The organism is Kangiella sp. (assembly GCF_014762745.1).
Taxonomy (GTDB): domain Bacteria; phylum Pseudomonadota; class Gammaproteobacteria; order Enterobacterales; family Kangiellaceae; genus Kangiella.
In genome coordinates, this window is the sequence record NZ_JABURJ010000049.1 from 1 (window position 1) to 14,332 (window position 14,332).

The following is a 14,332-nucleotide window of genomic DNA, read 5'->3' on the forward strand; positions in this document are numbered from 1 at the left end:
TTACTTTTCTTCATTTCCAGATAATACTAAATTATAGTTATCTGGATCAGCCCCTAAAGTTATCGACAGGTCAACCGCGTAGTACATTATTAAATGGCCTAAGTATGGCTTTATATTTAGTGGTCAGTACTGACTGAGTAAGTCATTTTTGAATAGATAGAGTCACATTATCTAGGACATGATTGAAATAACAGTTAGTTAGTATAAGTTAGCAGGAACAAACAATCCTCAGGAATTGTTACCTTCAGACACTATATTTAAGTATGATGTTTTTAATGTCAGATGGTATTTATGATTGATCCAACTTTAAACGTTTATGTAAGATTAAATTCATTTTCTATAACACTTTCAATTCAACTGCCGCCTTGACGATATCTTCCTTGCTGGGCAGGACGTACTGCCATGAGGTGCCAATTGGGATGAAGGTATCATGGCCTGTAATACGTTTTATTTTTGGCAGTGTATCTAAGTGTTCAATTAAACCTGTTATCAATTCTTCGCTGAGGGAACCTGTTTTCCGGCATTCGTCGACAATTAATATTTTCTTATATTGGCTGGCAATTGCGGCAATTTTTTCGTGATTCAATGGCGCTAACCAGCGTAGATCCATAATAGTGGCGTCTAGCTTGTATTTATCGCTTAAGTCTTTTTGCGCTTGCGCTGACAGGTAGTAGCCATTGCCATAGCTGATGATCAGCATGTCTTTACTATCGACTTCTTTGCCTTTCTTGTTGACCGGTTTGCGAATGCCGGGCTCGCCAAATGCAACGGTTTCACTTGGCTCCGGATATTCAAACAGCCAGCCATTGTCGCCAGTTTCATGCAGGTCTTTGGCATGATAAAGGGCGATCGGTTCTAAGAATATCACCACACGTTTTTGCTCGTCGGCCAGACGAAAAGCTTCGCGCATCATTTTGGCTGCATCCATGCCGTTGGAAGGGCACGCCAGGATCACGCCAGGTATTTCACGCAGGAAGCCAATGCTATTGTCGTTATGGAAGTGGCCACCAAAACCTTTCTGGTAGGCTAAACCTGCTACTCGAACCACCATTGGATTGGTGAATTGATTGTTTGAGAAGAAGGATAGGGTGGAAGCTTCGCCACGGATCTGATCAATGGCATTGTGGGTGTATGCTAAAAACTGGATTTCAGGAACTGGTAGATAGCCTAATTGAGCGGCACCAATGGCTGTGCCTAAAATACTGGTTTCATCAAGCAGGGTGTCGAACACACGATGTTCGCCAAAGCGATTTTGTAAATTAGTGGAAATGCTATAAACACCGCCTTTTTTTCCGACATCTTCACCGAACATGATTGACTTTGGATACTGCTCCATCAAGTCAGTCAGCGCATAATTAAGCAGTTGCGCCATGCTGCGTGGCTTATCCAGAAACTTAAACTGGCGACCAATTTCAAACAACTCCTGGCGACGGGTAATTTTTGCGACCGGGGGCTTTTCTTTGGCTGGAAGCTCAGGTGCAATGGAAGCGCATACTTCTTCTGCAGTGCTGATTTTAGGGAGCTTGATGGCCTGCTCAGCGGTTTTTTCCACTTTTTGACGAGTGTTTTCGTACATATCGAGCACGTCTTCGGTGGAGAGGTAGCCTGCTTCAATACAGATACGAGCCGAGTGTAACAAGGGATCTTGAGCTTCGGTCTGCTCGATCTGTTCAAGGCTGTGGTAAATGCTTTCAGTATCATTGCCAGCATGACCCATCAAACGTACGGTTTTCATGTGCAGGAATACAGGACGACGCTCATAGCGTGCAATCTCTTCGGCTTCCAGAGCAGCCAGATAGACATCAGGCAGGTGTAAACCATTACACTGAATATATTCAATGCTGTGACGATTCTTAACGTTATTCTCAACCCAGTTCGGCGGAGTTGAAACCGAAATACCAATGCCATTGTCTTCGCAGACGTAAACCAGCGGTAATGGCTCACCTTTATAAGACAGGTACTGAGCAGTATTAAATGCCGATTGCGCAGTAGCGTGGTTGAAGCTGGCATCACCAAAATTACACAGGATCACGCTATCGCCGGGAATGGTGGCGTCGAAGTTGTTTCGTTCGGCACGCCCCAGTGACCAGGCTGCGCCCATCGCTTTCGGCAGATGTGAGGCAATGGTGCTTGTTTGTGGTGGTACGAAAAGCTGTGCACTGCCAAATACTTTATGGCGGCCCTGCGAAATCGGATCGTCTTTGGCGGCTACCAGCGACAGCATCTGATCGCGAATTGGATCGATATTCGGTAGCTGGCGCGAGCGTTGAGTCATTAATGCGCCGGAGCGGTAATGCAAAAAAGCCATATCGGTATAACGAAATACCTTACCTAACACCGCGTTGCCCTCATGGCCGCTACTACCAATGGTGTAGTAGCCGATACCCTGGTCTTTCAGAATGCGTGCACGTAGATCGAGGTGGCGACTGATGACCTGAGATTCGAATAATTCAACGAACTCGTTAGGGGAGAGCTGCGTCACTGACGCCTTGATATTACTGACTTTTTCCGGGAACTTGGCTGTTTTGACAGCAATCTGAAAATTCTTATCAATGACACTGGCACGATCTAACATTTTATAGCTTTTATATTGGTTAAAAATTGGCGGTTAGTATGCGTTATGGTTATAAAGATGTCACTGATGCGGCAACTGGTTGGATCTGATCAAATGGCTTCAAAGATCCCTGCAATATGGTAAAGTAGCGACCATTCTTTAAATAACCGGTTGTTATAACCTAAACGCGAAGGTTTTATGAAGGTATACAGCAATATTCTTGAGATGATTGGCAATACGCCAATGGTGGAATTCCAGAATCTGGACACGGGCAAATGCCGTCTGTTCGGCAAGATGGAGTCCCAGAATCCTGGTGCTTCAATTAAGGATCGCATTGCGGTCAGTATGATTGAGGCCGCTGAGCAAGCAGGCCACATCAAGCCAGGCGACACGCTGATCGAAGCGACTGCCGGTAATACGGGTTTAGGCCTTGCTTTAGTGGCATCTCAAAAAGGTTATACCTTGAAAATCGTCATGCCAGACAAAATGAGCATGGAAAAAGAATACAACTTGCGTGCTTTTGGTGCGGAAGTAATTCGTACTCGTTCTGATGTGGGCAAAGGCCATCCTGAGTATTATCAGGATGTGGCTAAGCGCCTGTCGGAAGAAAACGGCTGGTTCTTCATTAATCAATTCTCGAATGACGCCAATATTCAGGCGCACTACGAAACCACAGCTCCAGAAATCTGGGAACAGCTGGACGGTAAAGTTGATGCGATTGTCCTTGGTGTGGGTTCTGGCGGAACCATCACTGGCATTGGTCGTTATATGAAGGAAAAGAATCCTGATATTGAAATGGTTCTGGCTGATCCGGAAGGTTCTATCTTGGCGGACTATTTGAAAACTGGCGACATTAAAGAAGCTGGCAGTTGGGTGGTTGAAGGCATCGGTGAAGATTTCATTCCTGATATCTGTGACATGAGCCTGTTCGATAAAGCTTATACCGTAAGCGATAAAGAAGGCCTGGATGCTGCGCGCAACTTGATGCGTAAAGAAGCCGTGATGGGTGGTTCATCGACCGGTACATTATTAGCAGCTGCCTTGCGCTACTGTCAGGAACAAACCGAGCCTAAGAATGTTGTGACTCTGGTCTGTGATACCGGTAATCGTTATCTGTCAAAAATGTATAACGATGAGTGGATGAAGGAAAAAGGGTTTCTGTAATGACAGGTTCAGAACAAAAGCCAGCTCAACAGCCTGAAATGTTTAAGCTATCGGCAGTAGCCCTGTTACTGGATATCATTGGCATGGCGCTGGTTGTGTTTGCCGGCTATGAAATCTATTTGAACAATGAGAAGGGTGGCGGTTTGTTGGTTAATGCCATCAGCTGGCCCTATTACCCTTGGGTCATTATGGTCATCGGTGTCTTATTGATGATTCCATTCCACAAACAAATTTTTAAAGCCTATCGTATTGTTAAACAGTACAAGAAAGAACAGGCTAAAGCCGACCGTCCTCGCTTTTAGAAGAAATCGTTAAGGTTTAAAGGTAAAGAATTCTATGTCAGATAAAAAATTGAAATTTGGTAGTCGTGTGATTCACGCAGGTCAATCGCCTGAGCCTATTACTGGCGCGGTAATGCCTCCTATTTTCACGACTTCAACCTATGCTCAGCCAAGCCCTGGCGAGCATACCGGTTATGAATATTCGCGCAGTCAGAATCCAACGCGTATGGCTTATGAGCGCTGTGTTGCAGATCTGGAAGACGGTAAGCAGGGTTATGCCTTTGCTTCCGGTATGGCAGCGACCAGTACGATTCTTGAATTACTGGATGCAGGTTCACACGTTATTGCCATGGATGATCTGTATGGCGGTACTTTCCGCTTGTTCGACAAGGTTCGTAAGCGTACAGCTAACCTTTACTTCACCTTTGTCGACCTGTCTGACTTAAGTAATCTCGAAAAAGCACTTAAGCCAAACACTAAAATGATTTGGGTTGAAAGTCCGACTAACCCAATGTTGAAAGTGGTCGACATGCAGGCGATTGCTGACTTTGCTAAGAAGCATAACCTGATTGCTGTGGCGGATAACACTTTCGCAACGCCATACAATCAACGCCCATTGAATTATGGTTTTGATATCGTTATGCACTCAGCAACCAAGTACCTTAATGGTCACTCGGATATCGTCGGCGGTATGGCTGTGGTTGGTGACAATGATGAGCTTCGTGAGCAGATGGCTTTCTTGCACAACTCAGTTGGCTCGATTCAGGGACCATTCGACTCTTATCTTGCGTTGCGTGGCGTTAAAACTCTTGCCCTTCGCATGAAGCAACACAATGCCAGTGGTCAAATTATTGCTGAGCATTTAGCTAAGCATCCGCAAATTGACAAAGTATATTACCCAGGCCTTGCTTCACATCCTCAGCATGAGCTGGCCAAGAAGCAGATGAAAGGTTTTGGTGGCATGATCTCGGTTCTGGTCAAAGGCGACAATGAAGAGCAGGCAGCCAAGAACTCACGCACCTTTATGGAAAAGCTGAAGCTATTTACTTTGGCTGAAAGCTTAGGCGGTGTTGAAAGCTTGTCTAATCATCCTGCGATCATGACGCACGCTTCAGTTCCTTACGAGATCCGTCAGGAAATTGGCATTCTTGAAAACCTGGTTCGTTTATCGGTGGGTATTGAAGATGTTGAAGACTTGATTGCTGATATTGATCAGGCGTTGAAGTTTTAACTGAAAGAGTATCAAGTATTAAAAAAGGCGCGTTAGCGCCTTTTTTTTGTGGTTACAGTTTAGAGCGTTACCAGATTTTGTCTTTATCACCTTTGCGTACTGTCCAGGCAGCGATATAGGCACTAAAAAATAGTGCCGGTGCAAAAGGTAATAGTGAGGATTGGAAAAATAAACCACCAAGCCATGCAATTAAACCAGTTAATGCAAAGGCCTGTTCTAAAAATATTAGGTGTGAACGTCTTTTAATACCGAGCAGGTTTATGCGCAACCAAACGGGTTTAGCTTTCCACTCTTCTGTACTTTTATCTATCACGATAATCTCCTTTTGTAATATTTCGACATCAGTTTCGAAAACTGCAGCTAGAGACTTTAATGATTCCAAACTGGCGCGGTTACCACTTTCAATCCGCTGAATAGTGCGGATACTGATACCACTTAATGTGGCCAGCTGTTCTTGTGACCATTGTTTTTGTTCGCGTAGTTTTTTGATAATCATTAATATTTCCGTTTGCTGTGTTTTCGATTAGAGATTATCCATAGAAGTGTCACTGGCGGTGACGACAAACACCCGCCAGTGGGGTGACAGCTTAAAATACAGACAAATTGTGCTTATTATTTCAGCAAATTAGCCGGTGAATACTGGTCGGTTAATACTTCAGCTTCAGTATCCCAGTTAACCTCATCGCTTATGGCATCAAATAGTGCCAGTGTGTCGACGCCATAAATCAGCAACTTGCCTTTTAATTCATTAGCCTTTTTCAACAGCTCGCGCTTTTCGGGTAATGGTTTTTTGCTGACAACGATGACGCGGTTAGTCTTCTTGTCTTTGAAGTTAATTTGATACATGGAGCCGAAAACTTCAGCGTAGGTGGCGGACTCATGATGGAACAAATCACTGGTACTGAAGGTATTCGCCATAATGATGCCATCATCTTTCGCCAGTGCTTTAACTTCTTCCAGATACTCCTTGGTCATCATGTGCTCAGGAATATAGTCACTGTTGAAGGCATCCAGCAAGATAAAGTCATAACGCTTGTCGTCTTTTAATGCTCGTTTAACAAACACGCGGCCATCTCGAATGTGGGTTTCAAAATTGGGCTTGGAATCGTCGTAACCAAAGTATTTTTTTGCCATTTTGGCGACAACCGGATCAATTTCTACAGAGGTAATATGTGCATCGGGATAAACCTCGCCAAAAGTATTAGCCAATACACCGCCGCCTAAGCCGATAATCAGTATTTCTTTCGGATCCTCGATAAAGAAGGTGACGCCCATGGCTTGCTTATAATAGTCAAAGACGAAAATTTCGGGGGCATCAAGGAAGATACACGACTGGCTGAGGTCATTTTTATTTTTCTTGCGAAAACGCATACAGTGCATGCCGTACTCTTCAACCATATAGACATTCTGATATAGCGAGCGTTCTTGCTCAATGATTTCGGCTTTGGCTTGCTCAGGCGTGGCGACAAAAACAACAGAGGCTGCCAGCGCTGCCATAATCGTTTTTATGAGAAGTGATTTTATAAACATCCTATTCGGCCTTTTCGTTTGAGTTGACGGTTGCGGATAGCGGCGGTTGCGGAAAGAAGAAGGCAATCAAGCCTAGGGTGAATAATATTAACGCAGAACCGTACAAAATGTGATCAATCTTGAACCATAATACTAGATAAAAGGAAGTGGCTAAAGTTCCGCCGGCGCTGCCCAGCGTAGAAACGAAATATAAAAATCCTGCAGTTTGTCCGCTACTATGGGCTGTTTTTACCAATAAGCGCACCGAGTAGGGGGCAACCATGCCTAAAATGATACTCGGGATAAGAAACAGGACGGTTGAAGCCAGTAATGAGCCATATCGTGGGTCATCGGTAACGTCGAATACCCACTCAGAAACAGCTTCGTGGCCCATGGTTAAGGGGACAATTGATAGCGCAGCGAGCATAAAAATAACGCCGTATTTGCGCGTGTTGGGGTTATTTAAGGACAATTTTCCACCAAATAGGTAGCCAATGGAAAGAGCCAGCATGAATACGGTAATGATGCTTCCCCAGACATAAACGCTGCCGCCAAAGTAAGGTGATAGAATTTTGCCGCCAAGCAGTTCGATGGTCATGATCAGAAAACCGCACAAGAAGGCGCAAGACAGGATTAATATTTGCATGATGTCTTTTATTATTGATTAAATGAACAATGATAATAAGGGAACGGCAGGGAATGTCAAAGCCAACCAGCTTGCAAATTTTAACTGCCGATAGCTTGGTTCTATTGGGTCGCGTATATGATCGTGTTAGAATATCAGGCCTTTACAGTGAGCGTAACCCATCAATTTACAACCTAATTCTTAAGACTAGGAGAGAAACATGGCAATTGAACTACCTGCATTACCTTATGACCGTGATGCATTGGCGCCACACATTTCAGAAGAAACAATTAACTATCACTACGGCAAACACCACCAAGCCTATGTGACTAACTTGAACAACATGATTGCCGGTACTGATTTCGAAGGCAAATCATTGGAAGATATTATCCGTACTTCTGAAGGTGGTGTTTTCAATAATGCTGCACAGGTATGGAACCACACTTTCTACTGGAACAGCCTAAGTCCAAATGGCGGTGGCGAACCATCAGGCGCATTAGCTGATGCAATCAACTCTGCATTCGGTTCATTCGCAGACTTCAAAGAAAAATTCACAGCAAGCGCAGCTGGCAACTTCGGTTCTGGCTGGACATGGTTAGTGAAAAACTCAAGCGGTGCTTTAGAAATCGTTAATACCAGCAATGCTGGCACGCCAATTACTGATGCAGGCGTTACTCCATTGTTGACTGTTGACGTTTGGGAGCATGCTTATTACGTTGATTACCGCAATGCTCGCCCAGAATACTTGAAGCACTTCTGGGAATTGGTTAACTGGGACTTTGCAGCGAAAAACTTCGCGTAATCTCAGTAACTTGAAGCATAAAAAAACCGGCAATTGCCGGTTTTTTTATATTTGTCATTCGGTTTATTTCGGATGCGGTTTGATCCAGTGTTTCTGCATCTCAATGTAAAGCAGAGAAGCCGTCCAGGCGATGAATACCAGTCCGATAACTGCTTCGGTCCCGGCCATAAATCGTATTGGACCTTCAGGCACAATATCACCAAATCCCAAGCTACTGTATGAGGCAAATGAAAAGTAAATGCAGCTATAGAAGTCTGTGATGATCTCACCATCGACACTCACCAACTGGTCAGGACTTTCATGGTAGTTTCCGATCAGATAATAAGCGATACCGAATATCCAGATCTCTATAAAGTGCGCTATCAGTGCCATTAAGACTCCCAACATGACTTTAAGGCGCCCGGCTATTTTGATCCGCTCCAGAAATACCGAAATGCTGTACAGCGCCTGGTAGTGGATACCAACCGCAAGCATAATCAGGAGCATTGTCATGATAAATATAAACAGCATGGGTAAAGCCTATGTTTGTCAGTTACTTACAATACTTTAGCAGAAAAAATAGCCAATAGGCATCCGTTAATCTCAATGCTATAGTGTTGGGTAGAAAATATACGGATTAGAAATATGGATACAAAGCAACTGACGAAAAAACAAAAACATTGGCTTGAGGATGAGTCTGGGGCATGGGTTGAGCAGGGCATTATTGAACCGCAACAACAAGCTCGGATTCTCGGTCAATATTCCACCAGCCACGCTGAAAACTTTTATTCCAGCTGGAGTAGTTTGTTACTGATTTCTCTGGGAGCCATCTTAATCGGTGGTGGCGTTATTCTTCTGATTGCTCATAACTGGGAATATTTTGGTAAGGGTACGCGCACCGTCTTATCCATTCTTCCTTTGATCCTTGCCCAGGCGCTGGCTTGGTACTCTGCGCGCTATAAACCGCAAGTGGCAGGCTTAAGAGAGGCGGCCGGAATCCTGCTGTTTTTCGCGGTGGCAGCCAGTATTGCTTTGATTAGCCAGACCTATCATATCTATGGCGACTTGGAGAGCTTCCTGTTTACCTGGCTGGTGCTTACCATTCCAGTTTTGTATTTGCTTGGTTCTGCCGGTGTTCTGATACTGATTTGCGGTGTGACTCTATGGCTGTGCGGTTTAGAGCGCGAACCTTATTGGCTGCTTTACCTATTACTTTTGCCTTACCTTTATGGCCTCTACCAACAGCAGCGCCATATTCTTTTTCAAACGGCACTCTGGTTTGTGGTGATTGGAAGTAGCTTTTCTATTATTTACAGTGTCAGATGGAACTCACCATTAGATGACTGGATGGTTTATATTTTTCTATCCTTATCCGTTTTTTATTACTGTCTGGGGAGGTGGGTGTTTGGCTTTAAAGAATACGGTTTTTGGTCAAACCCCTTATCATCTATAGGTGCACTGAGTGTTGGAACTATTAGTTTGGCACTGACAACTGAGAGTTTGTATCGATACAGTCGTTTAAACCCTGAAGTAGCATACACTTTCAATGATTACCTGATACTTTTGCTACTAGTTATTTCTATATTGGGAATTGTACTTTTTGTTTGGAAAAACCTCGCACAAATGACCATAACAGAGTGGGGCGTTCTTGCCAGTATGGTCTTGGCAATATGGGGGCTTTTTGGCTCACAAATAAATATTCCTGAAATACCTTTTATTATTTTTGCAAATCTTTACGTGCTAACCGCTTCAATAATCTTGATGTGGCAAGGCATCAACCAGCATCGACTGATGCTGCTTAACGGCGGTTTGTTATGGTTCTCTTTCCTGGTTCTGTTCCGCTTCTTCGACAGCGATATTCCTTTTGCGCTGAAAGGTGTTGTCTTTATTCTAATTGGTAGCGCTTTCCTTGCCGTGAACATCTGGTACAACAAAAAAATGAAACAGCAGCCAGCACAGGAGGAAGTAGCATGAAACTCAAATTAGTATTACTCCTAAGCCTGTTTATCATTCAGCTTGCGGTTCCCGGCTATATGATCTTTGAACAGAACCAGATTCTATCGGAAGGAAGTGTTTATAAATTTAAAACTCGGCCAATTGATCCCTACGATCCGTTTCGCGGTCGTTACGTCACACTGACTTATGCGGTCAATCAGGAGCGCACACCTGTGCTGGAAGGGGCTGAAATCGATAGTGAACAGTGGGTTTATGTACTGCTGGGTACTGATAAAGAGGGCTATGCCACGCTGGAAGGGCTAACCGACCAAAAGCCTGAAGGTGAACAAGACTATCTGTACCTGGAAACCTACTGGGGAAGTCAGGCAGAAGGTTATCGAGTAAAACTGCCGTTCAATCGTTATTACGCCTCGGAAAAAAGTGCCCCTGCCATTGAGACTGCGGTCTGGCGACGTCAGCGTGAGAATGTTGAAGATGTGTATGCCGTCATTCGTGTTCTTAATGGGAAAGCTGCGATAGAAGAGTTGATGGTCAACGAGTTACCCATCAGAGAATATTTAGAGAGCCAACAAGAAGAAGCAAACTAGTGTAGCGTATAGATATGCAAGAGCAGACCATTCACAAACGAATTACCATCGCTTTACAGTTGATTCTGATCGCGGAACTGGTGTTAGCGCTTTGGTCGCAGCAATGGTTCACGGCGGTTATCACCGCGGGCATTATCATCATAACCTTGGCGCCACTGTTTCTGGCCAGATTCTTTGACGTCTATATTCCGCCGATATTTTCGTTGATGGCGATAGCCTTTATCTTTGCTTCATTATTCCTTGGAGAAATTCGAGGCTACTACACCCGGTTCTGGTGGTGGGACATGGCGCTGCATACAACCTCTGGGTTTCTTTTGGGCATTATTGGCTTTCTTATGGTACATGTGCTGAATGAGACTGAAGAAATTGGCATGCACATGAAGCCCGGATTTGTAGCATTTTTTGCTTTCCTTTTTGCCATAGGCTTTGGCGTGATCTGGGAAATATTTGAATTTGCCATGGACAGTTTCTTCGGTATGAATATGCAAAAGCCAATGCTTAATGACCCATCCGGTTTGACGGATACCATGTGGGATCTTATTGTTGATGCATTAGGGGCTTTGACCATTTCTATTCTGGGTTACTTTTACATTAAAAAGAGTCGCAAACGATCGTTTCTGGAAAGATGGGTAACGTCCTTTATTGATAGCAATCCGAGGATGTTCAAGCGTAAACGAAATAAACGCAAAGGATAATTGGGGATGCAAAAGAAAACATTTGTTACTGCATTTAAAGGAACCGCTATCTACGCTGTCATTGGCGGCCTCTGGATTTTGTTTTCAGATAAGGCGGTCAATACGCTTTTTGATGACACGGCTACCATTAACCTGATGCAAACCTACAAAGGCTGGTTCTATGTTCTGGTTACAGCTTTTCTATTGTTTGTCTTATTAAAACGAGCGATACAGGATACCGAAAAATTACTAACGCTGGATCCGGTGACTCAGTTACCCAGACACTACCAGTTTACGCGATTACTAGACCAGCAGTTAAGCAAATTACCAGTCGATAAAGCACTTATTCTGATTTACCTTGATATCAATCGCTTCTCGCAACTGAATCAGGAGTTTGGCCATCAGGCCGGCGACAGAGTGCTACAGAAAATCACCTCGCAACTGTGGGAGTATTTCCACAGCAGCAGTCTGATGGGGCGACTTGGCTCTGATCAGTTTGGACTGGCAGTTACTATCGACAATGATAGAGACATCATCGACAATCTTCCCGAATTGGTCTTCAGGCAGCTACATAACGCCAGCGAAGCCATCAATATACCTTTTAAAGTTTCCATGGGCGTTGCCATTGCACCGACCGATGGCAAGCAAAGCAAATCATTATTATCAGCAGCCAGTATTGCGCTTCATAACGCCAAAAGTAGAGGCGAGGAGCAATACTCTTTCTTTAGCCGCGAACTGTCTGAAATTGCCCAGCACAGGCAAAACATTATCAATGAACTGAAGAAACCAGAACTGTTTGAACACTTTCATAGTGTTTATCAGCCACAACTTTCCATCCTGGAGCAAAATGTTGTCGGAGTCGAAGTGCTCTTGCGCTGGACTCATCCAAAGCTAGGGTTTGTGCCACCGGATCAATTTATCCCGATTGCAGAAGATATCGGCCTGATGCCTGACATTACTCGCTGGGTCATCACCAACGCGCAAAAGGAACTCACCGAGGCAGGGCTGATTCCAGATAGACTGAATAGAATATCGATCAATATTTCTGCCAAAGAGTTAAACATTGAAGATCAGGTTAAGAACCTACAACAAATCTTCCAGGAGTATGAAGCCTTTGCCAAAATATGCCAGCTGGAAATTACCGAGACAACAGCCATTTACGACATAAAGACCAGTCAAAAATTTATACAAAGCCTCAAAGAGCTGGGGCTACGTTTTTCTATTGACGACTTTGGCACAGGCTTTACTTCCTTATCCAACCTCAAGAATCTGCCTGTCGATGAACTCAAAATTGACCGCTCTTTTATTGATAAAATCGAAACCGAAAGCAACTCACAAATCATCGTAAAATCCATTGTTGACCTGGCTAACAACTTTGGCATCAGCTCTGTCGCCGAAGGCGTTGAAAACAATAATCAGCTCAAGTTCTTACAAGATTGTGGCTGCAAAGAAGCCCAGGGCTACCACTTCGCAAAACCTATGGGAATCGAAGACCTAAAAGCTTTTGTGAAAAGTTAACGGCTTTCTCTTTCGGATTAAAAGGAGCAAGATTTGAACTGGAACTTTCTAATACAGGCTTTTATAGCCCTTCTAGTTGGGGCGATAGTGTTCTATATCGCTGCTCCGCATAGCTGGGGAGTTGGTGTTTTTATTCAGGAGCCTATTTATGCTGCCATATCTCTTGGTATCAGTCTTGCAATATTGATTCCTTCGGGACTGGTTATCTTTCGAAAAAAGCAAAAGTATTTCTTGTCCATGTTTCTCTTTAGCTTTATCGGTATAGTCCTGGTCGTTTATTTTTATCAAGCACCATATAGATACACGAAGCCACCAGATTCAATTAAAGAGGACATTGAGGCGTCATTGCAAAAATTAGACCTACCGCCAAATTTAAGTGTAAGTATGGGGTATAGGTCTAAACAACCTTTTGACTTATTTGTCGAGCATAGTTGGACGGTCACTGTTTGGGGTGAAAATCCTTTGAATTACAAAACTTTCACCTACGTTGAGCATTTTGGTAAGGGTGAATTAAAGATCTCTAAAGAAGTAGACTGGTCAGAGCTTACTAAGTGATTCGGTTGGAGTATCAGAAGTGAATAAACGGTTTAGCCCTGCGAACATCATCGCATGTATTGTTTATGTAACCCTAGGAGCGTTCATATTCTATGTAGTGGCTCCCGCCGGTCATAGTTTTGGTGTTCTATTTACGGAACCAATGGCTTTTGGTTTCAGTATTACAGCAGCGGTGGTATTAACACTTTGGTATTCCATTTTAAAGAAACAACTACTAGCTTCATTTCTCTGCGCCATGATTGGCACATTAATGATGTCATTCCTTTGTCCCCCATCGGAAAGGGTTTCCTCCCCCAAGCCAATTGACTATGAATTAGTACAAGAACTTATTGAAGATCATGGCATTCAAGGAGTACAAGAAATCATTGTCAGGGATCGTAGAAAACAGTGGTTTGATATCTTTAGAAAGCATGAGAGGCGCGTTGTTGTTACCCGCGAAGCTGGATATAAGATGATGATATTATGGATACAAGAAGGTACTTTTGTAGATAAGAGAATAGCTTATAAGGTCTATTACGAAGAATATTTTGAAGACTAGGCCGTTTATACGGATTACAGAATATATAGTTATTGATATACCTTCTGACAATAAAAAAGCCTGACAATTGCTTGCCAGGCTCTTGGTAGAGGAGTTAGACGTCTCTAAGCTCCTCCGTTCCCCCAACTGTTAAGCTGAGTTTTATTTCAGCATTTTTTAGTCCCAAGATAGGGCGCCACCAGTTTGATATTCGATTACTCGGGTTTCGAAGAAGTTTTTCTCTTTCTTCAAATCCATGATTTCGCTCATCCAAGGGAATGGGTTGGAAACATTTTTGAATTGAGCTGGTAGGCCTAGCTGGGCAAGACGACGGTTACAGATGAACTGTAGGTATTCTTCCATCATGCCTGCATTCATGC

The 14,332-nt window shown here is 43.7% G+C and carries 15 protein-coding genes and 1 pseudogene; 10 read left to right on the forward strand and 6 right to left on the reverse strand.

The window, feature by feature from the left end; all coding sequences use genetic code 11:
• Positions 1 to 337: 337 nt before the first annotated feature.
• A complete protein-coding gene (locus tag HUJ19_RS03195) occupies positions 338 to 2,575 on the reverse strand; it encodes a thiamine pyrophosphate-dependent enzyme (protein ID WP_290622241.1) in 2,238 nt (745 codons plus the stop codon).
• Positions 2,576 to 2,752: 177 nt separating this feature from the next.
• On the opposite strand from HUJ19_RS03195, the gene HUJ19_RS03200 reads away from it, so the two are divergent.
• From HUJ19_RS03200 to HUJ19_RS03210, 3 genes are read left to right on the forward strand one after another with little or no spacing between them, the layout of a single operon-like run.
• Entirely contained in the window at positions 2,753 to 3,718 is a 966-nt protein-coding gene (locus HUJ19_RS03200) for a PLP-dependent cysteine synthase family protein (RefSeq protein WP_290622242.1), read from the forward strand.
• A complete protein-coding gene (locus HUJ19_RS03205) occupies positions 3,718 to 4,020 on the forward strand; it encodes a hypothetical protein (RefSeq protein WP_290622243.1) in 303 nt (100 codons plus the stop codon). Before HUJ19_RS03200 ends, HUJ19_RS03205 begins: the two co-directional genes overlap by 1 nt.
• Before the next feature lie 34 nt (positions 4,021 to 4,054).
• Positions 4,055 to 5,230: a PLP-dependent aspartate aminotransferase family protein gene (locus tag HUJ19_RS03210; protein ID WP_290622244.1), complete on the forward strand. Its 1,176-nt coding sequence runs from the start codon at positions 4,055 to 4,057 to the stop codon at positions 5,228 to 5,230.
• Positions 5,231 to 5,297: 67 nt separating this feature from the next.
• Here HUJ19_RS03210 and HUJ19_RS03215 read toward each other — a convergent pair whose 3' ends face one another.
• From HUJ19_RS03215 to HUJ19_RS03225, 3 genes are all read right to left on the reverse strand, one after another.
• Positions 5,298 to 5,726 (reverse strand): helix-turn-helix domain-containing protein, encoded by a 429-nt coding sequence (locus HUJ19_RS03215; protein ID WP_367273959.1) that lies wholly within the window; start codon positions 5,724 to 5,726, stop codon positions 5,298 to 5,300.
• A gap of 116 nt (positions 5,727 to 5,842) precedes the next feature.
• A complete protein-coding gene (locus HUJ19_RS03220; RefSeq protein ID WP_290622245.1) occupies positions 5,843 to 6,760 on the reverse strand; it encodes a spermidine synthase in 918 nt (305 codons plus the stop codon).
• A 1-nt stretch (position 6,761) separates the two neighbouring features.
• The gene (locus tag HUJ19_RS03225) at positions 6,762 to 7,385 is read right to left on the reverse strand and encodes a fused MFS/spermidine synthase (protein ID WP_290622246.1); all 624 of its coding nucleotides are present in this window, start codon (positions 7,383 to 7,385) and stop codon (positions 6,762 to 6,764) included.
• Positions 7,386 to 7,584: 199 nt separating this feature from the next.
• On the opposite strand from HUJ19_RS03225, the gene sodB reads away from it, so the two are divergent.
• The gene (gene sodB / locus HUJ19_RS03230; protein ID WP_290622247.1) at positions 7,585 to 8,166 is read left to right on the forward strand and encodes a superoxide dismutase [Fe]; all 582 of its coding nucleotides are present in this window, start codon (positions 7,585 to 7,587) and stop codon (positions 8,164 to 8,166) included.
• Between the two features lie 63 nt (positions 8,167 to 8,229).
• Here sodB and HUJ19_RS03235 read toward each other — a convergent pair whose 3' ends face one another.
• Complete coding sequence (locus HUJ19_RS03235) at positions 8,230 to 8,676, reverse strand: ion channel (RefSeq protein ID WP_290622248.1); 447 nt, start codon at positions 8,674 to 8,676, stop codon at positions 8,230 to 8,232.
• Positions 8,677 to 8,790: 114 nt separating this feature from the next.
• On the opposite strand from HUJ19_RS03235, the gene HUJ19_RS03240 reads away from it, so the two are divergent.
• Genes HUJ19_RS03240 through HUJ19_RS03265 form a run of 6 tightly spaced genes read left to right on the forward strand, consistent with a single transcriptional unit; the run spans position 8,791 to position 13,973 of the window.
• Entirely contained in the window at positions 8,791 to 10,119 is a 1,329-nt protein-coding gene (locus HUJ19_RS03240) for a DUF2157 domain-containing protein (protein WP_290622249.1), read from the forward strand.
• Entirely contained in the window at positions 10,116 to 10,688 is a 573-nt protein-coding gene (locus tag HUJ19_RS03245) for a GDYXXLXY domain-containing protein (protein ID WP_290622250.1), read from the forward strand. Before HUJ19_RS03240 ends, HUJ19_RS03245 begins: the two co-directional genes overlap by 4 nt.
• 14 nt (positions 10,689 to 10,702) lie before the next feature.
• Entirely contained in the window at positions 10,703 to 11,383 is a 681-nt protein-coding gene (locus tag HUJ19_RS03250) for a hypothetical protein (protein WP_290622251.1), read from the forward strand.
• A 6-nt stretch (positions 11,384 to 11,389) separates the two neighbouring features.
• The gene (locus HUJ19_RS03255) at positions 11,390 to 12,880 is read left to right on the forward strand and encodes a bifunctional diguanylate cyclase/phosphodiesterase (RefSeq protein ID WP_290622252.1); all 1,491 of its coding nucleotides are present in this window, start codon (positions 11,390 to 11,392) and stop codon (positions 12,878 to 12,880) included.
• A gap of 33 nt (positions 12,881 to 12,913) precedes the next feature.
• Positions 12,914 to 13,435 (forward strand): hypothetical protein, encoded by a 522-nt coding sequence (locus HUJ19_RS03260; RefSeq protein ID WP_290622253.1) that lies wholly within the window; start codon positions 12,914 to 12,916, stop codon positions 13,433 to 13,435.
• Between the two features lie 19 nt (positions 13,436 to 13,454).
• Positions 13,455 to 13,973, forward strand: a complete 519-nt coding sequence (locus HUJ19_RS03265) for a hypothetical protein (RefSeq protein WP_290622254.1) — start codon at positions 13,455 to 13,457, stop codon at positions 13,971 to 13,973.
• A gap of 156 nt (positions 13,974 to 14,129) precedes the next feature.
• On the opposite strand, the pseudogene HUJ19_RS03270 reads toward HUJ19_RS03265, so the two are convergent.
• Positions 14,130 to 14,332 (reverse strand): annotated as a pseudogene (locus tag HUJ19_RS03270) (ribonucleotide-diphosphate reductase subunit beta); the annotation flags it as partial.

Bases quoted from the DNA above. Each gene is read 5' to 3' on its own strand.
- HUJ19_RS03195 (WP_290622241.1), bottom strand. From the start codon at position 2,575: ATGTTAGATCGTGCCAGTGTCATTGATAAGAATTTTCAGATTGCTGTC.
- HUJ19_RS03200 (WP_290622242.1), top strand. From the start codon at position 2,753: ATGAAGGTATACAGCAATATTCTTGAGATGATTGGCAATACGCCAATG.
- HUJ19_RS03205 (WP_290622243.1), top strand. From the start codon at position 3,718: ATGACAGGTTCAGAACAAAAGCCAGCTCAACAGCCTGAAATGTTTAAG.
- HUJ19_RS03210 (WP_290622244.1), top strand. From the start codon at position 4,055: ATGTCAGATAAAAAATTGAAATTTGGTAGTCGTGTGATTCACGCAGGT.
- HUJ19_RS03215 (WP_367273959.1), bottom strand. From the start codon at position 5,726: ATGATTATCAAAAAACTACGCGAACAAAAACAATGGTCACAAGAACAG.
- HUJ19_RS03220 (WP_290622245.1), bottom strand. From the start codon at position 6,760: ATGTTTATAAAATCACTTCTCATAAAAACGATTATGGCAGCGCTGGCA.
- HUJ19_RS03225 (WP_290622246.1), bottom strand. From the start codon at position 7,385: ATGCAAATATTAATCCTGTCTTGCGCCTTCTTGTGCGGTTTTCTGATC.
- sodB (WP_290622247.1), top strand. From the start codon at position 7,585: ATGGCAATTGAACTACCTGCATTACCTTATGACCGTGATGCATTGGCG.
- HUJ19_RS03235 (WP_290622248.1), bottom strand. From the start codon at position 8,676: ATGCTGTTTATATTTATCATGACAATGCTCCTGATTATGCTTGCGGTT.
- HUJ19_RS03240 (WP_290622249.1), top strand. From the start codon at position 8,791: ATGGATACAAAGCAACTGACGAAAAAACAAAAACATTGGCTTGAGGAT.
- HUJ19_RS03245 (WP_290622250.1), top strand. From the start codon at position 10,116: ATGAAACTCAAATTAGTATTACTCCTAAGCCTGTTTATCATTCAGCTT.
- HUJ19_RS03250 (WP_290622251.1), top strand. From the start codon at position 10,703: ATGCAAGAGCAGACCATTCACAAACGAATTACCATCGCTTTACAGTTG.
- HUJ19_RS03255 (WP_290622252.1), top strand. From the start codon at position 11,390: ATGCAAAAGAAAACATTTGTTACTGCATTTAAAGGAACCGCTATCTAC.